Raw genomic sequence first — 12,024 nt, 5'->3', positions numbered from 1 at the left:
ATTTTAACAAAATATTATTCTATTATAAGTAAAATATGAGTTATAATATTTAAGGAAGAGGGTGAGTTATGATTTGACTTCAAGGATAAAACATTAAAACTATATAAACTAGCTTTATACTACTTATACTTATTTTGTATGAATTAATGTAAATACACAGTAATATATTGATTATGTAGTTTTATTATCAGTAATTATAATATTTTAGAGGGTGAATTTCTTGATTAAGAAAAAACAAAACAAACAGAAAAAACTTTTAATTATTAGAGCTGCAGTGATATGCTCAGTTGCAGTTATATGTTGGACCGCTTTTTTTATTTTCGGGACATACTATCATAAAAAAAGCGCGGTCGCTGCCAATCCTGCACAGAAAAAAACTGCTTTAGCCAAAGTAAAAAAACACAATAAACAAAAGGACAAGCAAGCCAAATTAGCATCAATAGTACCTGGAGATTTAAAACCTTGGGATGTTAAAAGAACTGATAACAAAAAAGTAGCTTACTTAACCTTTGATGATGGTCCGTCAAATAATACGAAAAAAATATTGAGCATTTTAGATGCTAATCAAATAAAAGCCACATTTTTTATAATAGGTCAAAATGCAGAGAGGTATCCTGATTTAGTAAAACAGGAAGCTGAGGATGGTCAATCTATAGGTAATCATACATATTCTCATAATATATCTTATAGAGAATCAACTGACCAGTTCGTAGCTGATGTTAATCACTGTGATACTGTTCTTAAATCCATTTTAGGCGATAATTATACACCTAAACTAGTTAGATTTCCAGGAGGTTCCTTCGGAAACAGACTAAAACCTTTTAGGGATGCAATAACTTCTGCTGGTTATAGATTTTTAGACTGGAATGATATGAATGGTGATGCAGAACATCCATACGTTTCAACTCAAATGTTAATACAAAATGTAAAAAGATATACTGGAAACCAACAAACCATAGTTGTTTTGATGCACGATGCCCCTGCTAAAACAACTACAGTAGATGCATTACCCGAAATAATACAGTACTTAAAAGGTCTTGGTTATTCCTTTGATAAGATTTCCTAAAATATTCATACTATTTTAAAACTTATATAAATCTTATCATACAACAATAAAATTTATATAAGGAAAAAATAAAATATTTATAAAATTTATACCGTATTAAAAATTTTTTTCTACTTATAATATTATAGAGATTTTTAATTAAATGTTGAAAGGAAGTATAATATTATGGGTGTTAGTAACGCAATGACAGCAGATTTTCTACGCTCAGCTTACGGTGGAGAAAGTCAGGCTCATATGAGATATTTAATTTGGGGAGAAGAAGCAGAAAAAAACAATTTCCCCAATATAGGAAAATTGTTTAGAGCAATTGCCTATGCAGAATACGTTCATGCACAAAACCATTTTAATATTCTAAAAGACAATTTATATGACACTTCTGTTGTTGCAGGGGCTGTATTTGGTAGTACAAATATAATTGACAATCTTCAAGGAGCTATAAATGGAGAACTTCACGAAATAAAACAAATGTATCCTGTATATCTTGAAACTGCTAAATTTCAAAAAGAAAAGAATGCAGAAAAAAGTTTTCATTATGCATTGGAAGCCGAAAAAGTTCACGCAAAGCTATTTCAAGATGCCCAAAATTCTGCTAAAGAAAACAAAGATATATCAATAACAAGTGTATATGTTTGTCCTGTTTGTGGATTTACAACACTTGATGATAATGTAGCACAATGTCCTATATGTGGTGTTAAAAAAGATAATTTCAAAAAATTCTAACATACAATAAATATTGACTTTACTACATTATATAATTCTTTGCTACATAAAAAATACTCATGTGCTCTCATTAAAAGCACATGAGTATTTTATTTTTTATAACTTAACTCCATTTTAAAATTATCAAAGAAATTCAGAACATTTCTAGAGTTAACTGGTTTACTAAATATAAATCCTTGAATCTTACTACAATTCATACTGCTCAAGCAATTAAGTTGTTCTTTATGCTCTACACCTTCTGCAATAATGTCAATTTCTAAATCCTTTGCAAGATTGATTATATTTTTAGTTATCATAAGATCACGCTTTGAATTGTACATTTTATCTACAAAAGATTTATCGAGTTTTATACCATCTAAGGGTATATTATATAAATAATTTAATGAGGAATACATAGTTCCAAAATCATCAATATATATTCTTATACCTAACGTTCTCAATTCGCTTAGAACTCTTAATACTTTATCACTCAAAACCGTTCTCTCTACCACTTCAAATATAATATATCTAGGATTTACATTTTTACTCCTTATGACTTCTTCAACAAAGCCAACAAAAGACGCTTCCCAAAGTTGACTTTCTGCTATATTAATAGACATACTAAGTTTGTCATATCCCATATCATTAAATCTTTTAAGTTCTGATAGAGCTTCTGTTATAACAAATCTCCCAATTGAATTAATCATACCATTTTTTTCAATCATATTTATAAAATAATTAGGTCCTAACATTCCCTTTTGTGGATGTCTCCACCTTAAAAGAGCTTCAAGTCCGTAAATACCCATTTGGTCAGTATCTACCTGTGGTTGATAATACAACTCAAACTCACTATTTTCAATAGCATGACTTATTTCATGAAGCATCTTTTCGTCTCTAAATAATTTTTCAGATGATTTATAATCAAAAATCTCATAACTATTTTTTTCAGAACGCTTGGAAAAACTCAATGCAACTTCCGCACAACTTAATACATTTTGAATATTATTACTATCATAAGGATATAAGGCGATTCCCATATTCATACCAATCTTAAAACCCGTATGATATTTAATAGAATATGAATCAAAAAATTTAACTATACTTTCAGCAATAGCCTTAAATTCTTTTCTCTCATTAAAAGGAAACAAAGAAACAAATTTATCTCCACTAATCCTTTTAACCTCGCATATATCTTTTAAATATTCTTGCAAATTATCAGAAATCTCTTCTAACAATTTATCTCCTTTTTCATAACCGAACTTATAATTATAAATTTTAAATTTGGATATATCTATAAGATATAGTGCAAACTTATTGCTCCTTTGTAGTAACTTCCCGTTCTTACATTTATCGGTAAATTCTATTACATCCCTCCACATAAAACTCACTACTTTCATACCTTTTATTATATTATATACAACCCGGATTTAAAATTTAAATATTACATTTTATTTACTCATTATATCATAGTATTAATTAAACCACAAATATTAATATATGTTTTTTATTTACATTATAATTCGTATTAAATCACTACAAATTCAACATAATATTTATTTTTTTTATTGTTTTCTTTTTATTTTTCAGGTTGCTCTTTATATATTTTTCTATTTTATTTTAGTATAATATGAATTTATTTTTATATAATCCTCAGTAAAGTCTGATCCCCAAACAATGGCCTTAAACTTACCCACATTCAAATTAACTTTAATTTTACATTCACTACTACTTTCAAGGTAATTTTTAATTTTTTGATAATTCTTTTCACAAATATTACCTTTATCATATATAACAATATCATTAAAAGCTATTTGTATTTTCAATGGGTTAACATCTTCATCAAGTGATTTCCCTATAGCCATAGCAACCCTTCCCCAATTTGGGTCCGAACCGTATACTGCTATTTTTACTAAAGGTGAATTTATAATTGCCTTTGCTATGGTTTTAGCACTTTCAAAACTGCTGCTTCCATTTACCGTAACCTCTATAAGCTTTGATACTCCTTCTCCATCCTTAACTATATCCTTTGAAATATCTATACACATCTTTGTAAAAGCTCTTTCAAATAACTCTAAATTAACCTCTTTTATATATCCATTTGCAAGAATGGCTGCTGTATCACTTGTACTTGTATCATGGTCTATGCTTATCATATTAAAAGATTTATCAGTTACCCTTTTTAAAATTCCCTTAAGTGCTTCTCCCTCAATATATGCATCTGTAAAAAAATACGCGAGCATAGTTGCCATATTAGGTTCAATCATTCCAGATCCTTTAGCTATTCCAAGAATCGTTACATCATTAACTTTTAAACTTCTTATTTTTAGCTTCTTATCTGTTGTCATAATTGCTCTATTAAAATCTTCCCAGTTATTTTCACCAAGGAGTTTTTTTATCCCTTCAGTACCTTCAATTATATTCTCTATTGGAAGTTGCTTTCCTATTATTCCTGTAGCTGAAGGAAGTATATCTTTGCTATCGATACCCAATTCTTCTGAAATTTTATTTAATATTCTGTAGGTATTTTCTATACCTTCTTCTCCTGTTGCTACATTTGCAACTCCACTAGTAACAACAACAGCTTGAAGCCTGTTATTCTTTATATTTTCCTTACCTACAATAATAGGAACTCCACAAAACTTATTTTTTGTAAAGACCGCCGCTGCATTACACATCCTTTTAGAATATACAACACCTAAATCTAACTTTCTTTTTTTTATTCCAACATGCTTTCCACAACATAAAAAACCTTTTGGTATTAAATACTCAGTCATATATCACATCTCCTTAAATACTATGTGCTGTAATATATTATATAATTTAATTTATAATTATTCAATATTTCTTATATTTATACATCGGATAAAAAAATAAAGTTCACTCCTGTATAACAATACAAAAGAGAACTTGTTTATATTTTTCCTATACAACTTCCTTTTTTATATGCATCGGATCTTTTTCACGATATTCCTCTGGTAAATGACTTACATCATTTAATGTTACTATACGAGGCATATCATCATTAAACTCTAGCTTGCATATTGATGTATTTCCTAATAAGATTCTATGATACATTAACATGTCCCAATTAAAAAGAGCTATAAGTACCGCTTTTATTATTCCTCCATGAGCCACCATTACAATGCTTTTGCCTTTATTTTCTCTAACTATTTTTAATACAGCTTCTTTAGCTCTCAATGAAGCCCTTTTTATACTTAAATCTCCACCACATAAGGGACCTTCCTCTGCGTCATTTCTCCAAATATTAAACTCTTTTGGGAATTCTAATTCTATGTCCTTCATTGTTAAGCCTTCCCAAAGCCCAAAGTTTATCTCCCTTAAATCCTCTTCAACTACAGGCTTTATTCCTTTAGTTTCTGCAATCAAACTTGCAGTATCAAAAGCCCTCTTTAAAGGACTTGCATAAACACAATCAAACTTTCCTTCTAATCTTTTAGAAACCTTCTCAGCTTGTCTTATTCCGTTATTAGTAAGATTAATATCATGGCAACCCTGAAATCTTCCCTGCACATTCCACTCAGTCTCTCCATGTCTTACAAGTAAAACCGTTGTTTTCATAATTAATAACCACATCCTTTTATGTGGTTATTATATCACTTCACATTACTTAACAGCAATATATAAATAGCAGAGTGATTTTCCATATTTTATATACTAAAAAAGCTTTAAGAAAAGCACTATAAAAATAGCCTTAATGAAATATTCAAAAATATTAAATAATTATAAGATATGCCATTTAAAAAACATAGGGAGAGGGCTAATAAGTGCCCTTCCCTTTTTTGTTAAACGCCATTATCTGTATCTACTACTTAGAAAAAACTCTATATTGTGATACTGTTATAAATAATATGAACTATTGTAACTATAAATCTACATAAACATATACTTACATGGCGTTATTCTGTGGGATACTATATGGAAGTATAGATATTATTGTGCCATAAAACAGTACTTTTGAACCATTATCTTTTATGTCTAATATAAAGTTGTATGGGTGTGTTATAAGTTAGTATCAAAAGTACAACAAAAATAACATCTTTTGTAATAGTAAAAAGGTTAAAATATATTTAAGAAAAAAGTGCATAAATTGAAACGTCCACCAACAGGTGAGAAGGTATTAATACGTGCCAACTTATGTCTGTAATATTTTTTCTGACACAAAAACTTTTCACAATAATTGTGTCAGTACTGCGTTAGTCTTGTCTGTTTCTTGCGGTAGTACTGCGGTAATTGTCTGTGAGTGCCAAAGGATAATTTTATAGAAGCCTAGTCAATTCTCAATACCGTCCTAGAGGGTTATATGTTTACTAAAGGGCACCCACAACACAGCCTATTATATTACTGTAATTAATGTAAGTAAATAAAAAATAAGTATAAACCTCTATATGAAATTTTTTACAGTAAAATTTAAAATTTACAAAACCTAACCATTGCATTCAATACTTTAAGACATTTGTAATTATGGTTAAAAATGTTTTTTGACAAAAATAACAGTAAAAAAAGAACACTAACAGTATTACTGCTAATGCCCTTTTTTACTACCGCATTTTAATATTACAGTTTTTTCAGTTTATCACCACGGAAACCCCGGACTATAAGCTAGTATAGCATAACCAGCATTAGTCACACAGATAACAGCAGTCATTACTCCAACTGCTACACCAAACAGTAACACACCCTTTAGTCCTGTCAGTGCCTTTAGTTTATCTTTTAACCTTAGCATTCTTTCACCCCCTTTTTATTACAGAAACCGCAGATTTCTATAATAATGCTATCTTGACGGCGTTTTGCATAGTACTCTATAATAGCAGTCATAACTTTTGGTGGTATAGAGTTTCTCTCCTCAATCAACAACACAAGCTCATCTCTTAAATTTATAGGCAGTTCTTTATTGTCAACTTTTGCAAATTCTATTAAAGTATCACATACTCCTTTTTCATACTTGAAGGATTTGGCAGAATCAAGAGCTTTTTTTAAATAATAAACAGGATTGTCTCCTAGTAGTCTACACAATAAACCTAGTTCAAAATAAATTGCAGGTAAGAACATCCATTCTCCAGAAACATCGCCTACTAACTTTTTAATCTGCTCAGCACAATCAACAGCTTTATACTTTTGACCTAATTTAATATACCCCTCTGCTAAATTGCCATAATACAAACACATATTCTTTATATCATCTTTAGATGCTGATTTTAGAAGATGTATGTTAATGTTCAAAGCTTCCGCATAGTGTTTAGTTGCGTGCAAACATGACGCCCTTAATAATTCCACTTTGTTTTGTTTCTGCTTATCTGTTAACTTTATAGCATATTGAAAATCTTCTAATACCTTCAACGCTTTTTCGTATTGCCCTAGATCATTATAATACAAAGCCATATTAAACATAAATATCCCTTTGTATTCTTCTTCCATATCTGCAAATCTATCAAGTGCATATTTACATACATTTATTCCTTCTTTAAATCTGCCCATATAATAGTAAACAATAGATAATTTACGCAATGCAGGGATTAGTTTTGATAGACTTTCCTTACTGTTTACTAAATAACGTATGTTCTCAAAGTATATTGAAGCTCTATAAAATTCGTTTTTGCTTGTAAAATAATCTCCTGCAATTTCACATATTTCAATTTTAAGTTCGGGAAAATCCCACTGAACTAACATATTTTCTACTGATTTTAATAATTCACTAAAACGATTATCTTTAAAAAAACTTGCATCCTTGAGATCTCTTATATATTTATTTATTATTTTTTTTGCCTGTTCATTTTCATCTTCAAGTAAATAGTCAACATTTAAATTTTTATCAATAGGAATTCCTCTATGTTTTAATATATCGCTTGTATTTCTTATTATTAATTCTGCTGTACTTCTTGTTAGATTAGCTTTTCCGTGTTCAATTTGACTTATGAGGTTACGGGTGAGCTCTGTTCCTACGATGTCATCTTGATTTAACTTATATTCGCTTCTTAATTTTTTTATCTTTTCGCCAACCGTCATAATGTTCGTCATGTATTTAATCACCACCGTAATATTAATTGTTTACTATAGTATATCAGTTTTGCAATATACTGTAAACATTCTAAATATAAGGAATATGGTGGATCATAGACGTCATTACTTAACAGCAATATATAAATAGCAGTGAGCCTTTCCATCTTTTGTATACTCAGGAGGAACAGTACTTTCATAGTCCTCTGTAAAAGTCCTATCTATATTGCCTGATTTGTAGTCTTGCCATACTTTTTTCCATGCCTTTTTTGCACATATACTTATGTTACCACTCTCGTCTTCTTCATCATATTTTTTATAAAGACCTTCCATTACTTTCATTTCCATTTCCTCAAAGAAATCAGGCTTTACTGCCATTACAGTAATATCATGGTTTCCCATTTCGTCACTAGTATAATTACTATATTTAGAAACCGGAGAAACACCTTTTTGAAATACATGATCTGTATCAAAAAGAATGGGTAATTTTCCGTTTTCAATGTCCTTCCAAATTTCATCTATTTCTTTCATTCCCTCTATGGAGTTATTAGTTCTTATTGTAACCTCTTTTAATTTATAACTCATAATTCACCTTTTCCTTCTTTGTTTAATAATCATTAGTCATCATTGAGTGAGCTATACATGCATTATGCAGTTTTTCCTTGCAAAAATCCCACCATTGATTTTCTGTCATATTTCCTATTTTAATTTGATGTGGAAAATAATTAAATATCACTCCAGGTACAGAAATTCCAAGAAGCATTCTAATATTCCCACATCCCATTTCACTAGAAAATAATTCATCACATTTAGAACGGAATTCCGAAATAACATTAACCCCTTTCAATTTTTTCATTTTATTATCAATTAAAATACAATGTTTAATTGGATACCGCAATAATTTTACCTTTGCATTTAATATAACCATATCCGGTACGCATACATCTACTGTTACTTCAATATCATGTTGACCATCAATTAAATGTGAAGTGGTTCTCCAAATATCGTCTTCCAGCTCATAATAATTAACCTCAAAGTTTCTCGAATAAAGGCTTTTTTCCATAAATACACCTCCGTAATTATACTCAGTACTGACTATAATAGCATTTTTTTGGAACTCCTAAGAGAGTTCCTTTAATGTCTCATTTATCCATTTTAATTCAGTTTGTAAATGATATATATGATGATTAAATATACTAATACAATAAATTCTATAATCAGGTAACAAATTATTAAGTGTATTATCTTTAGTAACTATTAATTCTTTCAACTTGTTTTCTATATATTCTTTTTGCCTATTTAAATTTATAATAATAGCATTCTTATTAGCAAAATCAGAAAAATATAATACTCCATCAAAATCAAATTCCAAACTATAATTTTCAGCTAAAATTTTATTAAGTAGAGAATTAAAATAATTAACTCCCAAATCAGTAATAGAATATACTGTTTTTTCAGGTCTATTGCCATCTTTCTGAATAACAGAATTTATATAGGCTTTTTCAGATAGTTTATCCAAATGATAATATATTGTAGGAAGTTTAATTTTTGCAAATGCTGCTATATTATCTGACACTATTTGTTTAATACTATATCCATGCTTTGGACCATATCTCATAAGAAGCCCTAAAATATATAATTGAACTTTCATTTTTAATCTCCTCATACTCAGTACTGACTATAGTATATCATTTTATTAAATAATGTCAACAATACTTACAAATTGTGTAATTAACTTCTATATCATCACTTTATGAAAATCATTCTATACCTTTATTCTTGTGTAATGCTCCTTTTCATCTGAATGATGTACATAAGCATTATTGTTTAACTGAACTTTTAACGATGCTGGATTATCAATATGTACGCTAAAATATATTTCATCTTCCTTAATGATTTTTTTTGCTTTTTCTATAGCTAAAGCTAGTCCTTTTGTAGCATATCCTTTTGAGCGATAATCTTTATGAATACCATAACCAATATGCCCCACACCATTTCTTAAAGCCTCAGTTAAATAATGTCTTATCTTAAATAGTCCTACAATACTATCTTCATCCCACAAAAAATAAAAGCTTTGTGGTACATAACCTTTAGGTAAATCTATGCCTTTTGAAAACTTTATAATTTCTGGTAATGCCTTATTTACAAAATCTTCATAAGATAAGCCATAATATTTATTTTCAAAACCATTTTCATCTGTAGGTGTGTCCTTAATAAATTTATATTCTTTTTTAGCATCTTCTAGGTTTGCTTCCTTTAAATAAATCATATGTTTCCGCCTTTACTTTAAATTTAATTTCATATAAATTGAAGTATCCATAGGACTATTATTATATGACTCAATTTCATAAAATCCAAATTTTTTATATAAACTTATAGCCCCTTTTAAAAAAGGTAATGTGTCTAAAAGCATACTTTTATAACCAATCTCTTTAGCATCTTTAATAATTGTTTTTACTAATTGACCTGCAATTTTGTGTCCTCGAAACTCTTCTCTAACGTATAGTCTTTTCATTTCACAGTTTTCATTATCTATTTTTCTTAATCCAATACATCCTACAATTTTATTTTTAGCCTTAACTATGTATAATCTACCATAGGGCAATCCATATTTCTCTTCTAGGTGTTCGATTTCAGAATCATAATTTTGCAACTCCAAATATTTCTCAAAGCTAGAATCATTTTCGATAAGCATTTGTGTATATTCCGAAAATAACCTTCCTATTTCCTCTTTTTCATCATAAGCAAATTTAATCTCTATTTCTATATCACTACTGGATTGCTTATTATACCACTGTTCTTTAGTAATACAAGTAGCATGCTCAGTTCTAATATCATTCATTAAATTACATTCTATATCTTTCTCAGTATGATGATACTTAAATCCGCATTTTTGTTGAACACGCCAAGATTTATTATTCCCTTCAAAATATCCACACCAAATAACTTTAAGGCCCAATTCTTCAAAGCCATAACGCATAAGCTCCTTAACCGCCTCTGGTATCAAACCTTTTCCCCAATAAGGGACACCAATCCAGTAACCAATTTCACCTTCCTTATCACCTACAGTTAGATTACTCTTTTTACCAAGCATAAGTCCTACACTACCAATTGGTAATCCATCTTTTTTTAATACAACTGCATAAGTCTCATCTTCTGAAAGAACCTCTTTGATAATCTGACGACTATTCTCAACGCTGGTATGTACTGGCCACCCTGCAATTGGCCCTACCCTTGGATCCTTCGCATACTTATATAACTGATCTGCGTCTTCTTCCTTCCATGGACGCAATATAAGTCTTTTAGTTTCTAATAACATTTTTATCATCTCCTTAAGTAGTATATAGCTTATTTTTATTTAACAGAAGGTATTCAGCTTCTAAATAACTTCCTTCTAATTCATGAACTTATACTCTTCTAAGCTAACTAATCACTACAATCCCCGTGCGTATAAAATTCCTTTTTTAATTGCCTTTGCTAAACCTTTAGGATTTTCCCATGCCATAGAATGTCCTGCCCCTTCTACAATTTCAATATTTATTTCGTGCTTTCTTAGTTCTATTTCATCATTATCTGGTAAGGACTTCTCACCAAAAACAAATGTCCTTTTTAAGTTAAGTGAATATAATATTTCACGCCAAGATGTTTCTCCTCCAAGAACTGCTGATTTTGAAATTCTACTAATAGCAGTAGATGAACAAACAGCTAAAGATGCCTTCCACATAGAACTTTCACTGGAGTTTTCATTTATAATTTTATCAAATATAGAATTAACAAAATCCTCTTCTGTGTAACTTCCAATCTCATAGCTTGATGAACCTTTACTACTTTTGTCTAAATTAGACTCACTAAGAATAATTGTTTCAATATTTTCCCCGCATTTATCCGCAAGTTCTAATGCAATAGCTCCGCCCAAACTATGTCCAAATATAATGAATTTGTTTAACTTTAAGTCTTGAACAAAATTATATAAGTAGTTTGCATGTTCTTTTACGGTATACTTATAGTTATCTGGTTTATCACTAAATCCACTACCTAATAAGTCTACTAATATTCGCCTGTGCTTTATCAAATCACTTTGTGCTGCTACTTCTGGATAATCAAATGAACCTGCACAGCCTAAACCATGTATAAATAATATTGGGGTATCCTCACCAGGTAAATCATGATACCTCATCTTTGTTTTGTTATCTAATATATATTCTTTCATATATATCACTACTTTCTTTAAAATTGATAGCTCA

13 protein-coding genes and 1 pseudogene are annotated in these 12,024 nt (G+C 29.5%); 2 read left to right on the top strand and 12 right to left on the bottom strand.

Features of this window, described 5'->3' with window-relative positions; all coding sequences use genetic code 11:
• Positions 1-220 precede the first annotated feature (220 nt).
• On the top strand, positions 221-1,066 hold the full coding sequence (locus CLFE_RS04695; protein ID WP_077892447.1) for a polysaccharide deacetylase family protein: 846 nt from the start codon (positions 221-223) through the stop codon (positions 1,064-1,066).
• Between the two features lie 165 nt (positions 1,067-1,231).
• Positions 1,232-1,786, top strand: a complete 555-nt coding sequence (locus CLFE_RS04690) for a rubrerythrin family protein (RefSeq protein ID WP_077832175.1) — start codon at positions 1,232-1,234, stop codon at positions 1,784-1,786.
• Positions 1,787-1,875: 89 nt separating this feature from the next.
• Here CLFE_RS04690 and CLFE_RS04685 read toward each other — a convergent pair whose 3' ends face one another.
• The 12 genes and pseudogenes from CLFE_RS04685 to CLFE_RS04630 all read right to left on the bottom strand — a co-directional run bounded on the left by CLFE_RS04685 (position 1,876) and on the right by CLFE_RS04630 (position 11,990).
• On the bottom strand, positions 1,876-3,144 hold the full coding sequence (locus CLFE_RS04685) for a putative bifunctional diguanylate cyclase/phosphodiesterase (RefSeq protein ID WP_077832176.1): 1,269 nt from the start codon (positions 3,142-3,144) through the stop codon (positions 1,876-1,878).
• Between the two features lie 228 nt (positions 3,145-3,372).
• A complete protein-coding gene (gene argJ / locus CLFE_RS04680; protein ID WP_077892446.1) occupies positions 3,373-4,539 on the bottom strand; it encodes a bifunctional glutamate N-acetyltransferase/amino-acid acetyltransferase ArgJ in 1,167 nt (388 codons plus the stop codon).
• A 148-nt stretch (positions 4,540-4,687) separates the two neighbouring features.
• Entirely contained in the window at positions 4,688-5,344 is a 657-nt protein-coding gene (locus CLFE_RS04675) for a histidine phosphatase family protein (protein ID WP_077832178.1), read from the bottom strand.
• A gap of 1,015 nt (positions 5,345-6,359) precedes the next feature.
• Complete coding sequence (locus CLFE_RS04670) at positions 6,360-6,509, bottom strand: hypothetical protein (RefSeq protein WP_169850876.1); 150 nt, start codon at positions 6,507-6,509, stop codon at positions 6,360-6,362.
• Positions 6,503-7,801 carry a helix-turn-helix domain-containing protein gene (locus CLFE_RS04665; protein WP_077892445.1) on the bottom strand — a complete coding sequence of 433 codons (1,299 nt, stop codon included), beginning with the start codon at positions 7,799-7,801 and terminating at the stop codon, positions 6,503-6,505. Before CLFE_RS04665 ends, CLFE_RS04670 begins: the two co-directional genes overlap by 7 nt.
• A 105-nt stretch (positions 7,802-7,906) precedes the next feature.
• The gene (locus CLFE_RS04660) at positions 7,907-8,365 is read right to left on the bottom strand and encodes a hypothetical protein (protein WP_077892444.1); all 459 of its coding nucleotides are present in this window, start codon (positions 8,363-8,365) and stop codon (positions 7,907-7,909) included.
• 22 nt (positions 8,366-8,387) lie between these two features.
• A complete protein-coding gene (locus tag CLFE_RS04655; protein ID WP_077892443.1) occupies positions 8,388-8,843 on the bottom strand; it encodes a DUF2889 domain-containing protein in 456 nt (151 codons plus the stop codon).
• 57 nt (positions 8,844-8,900) lie between these two features.
• The gene (locus CLFE_RS04650) at positions 8,901-9,431 is read right to left on the bottom strand and encodes a PadR family transcriptional regulator (RefSeq protein ID WP_077892442.1); all 531 of its coding nucleotides are present in this window, start codon (positions 9,429-9,431) and stop codon (positions 8,901-8,903) included.
• 114 nt (positions 9,432-9,545) lie between these two features.
• Entirely contained in the window at positions 9,546-10,049 is a 504-nt protein-coding gene (locus tag CLFE_RS04645; RefSeq protein ID WP_077892441.1) for a GNAT family N-acetyltransferase, read from the bottom strand.
• Between the two features lie 12 nt (positions 10,050-10,061).
• The gene (locus CLFE_RS04640) at positions 10,062-10,475 is read right to left on the bottom strand and encodes a GNAT family N-acetyltransferase (protein ID WP_349497244.1); all 414 of its coding nucleotides are present in this window, start codon (positions 10,473-10,475) and stop codon (positions 10,062-10,064) included.
• Between the two features lie 81 nt (positions 10,476-10,556).
• A pseudogene (locus CLFE_RS04635) lies at positions 10,557-11,099 on the bottom strand (GNAT family N-acetyltransferase); the annotation flags it as partial.
• A gap of 114 nt (positions 11,100-11,213) precedes the next feature.
• Entirely contained in the window at positions 11,214-11,990 is a 777-nt protein-coding gene (locus CLFE_RS04630) for an alpha/beta fold hydrolase (RefSeq protein WP_077892439.1), read from the bottom strand.
• Positions 11,991-12,024 lie beyond the last annotated feature (34 nt).

Origin of the sequence: Clostridium felsineum DSM 794, from assembly GCF_002006355.2 — a bacterium.
GTDB lineage: Bacteria > Bacillota > Clostridia > Clostridiales > Clostridiaceae > Clostridium_S > Clostridium_S felsineum.
Note: the sequence above shows the minus strand (reverse complement) of the source record. Positions and strands in the feature narration are given on the sequence as shown.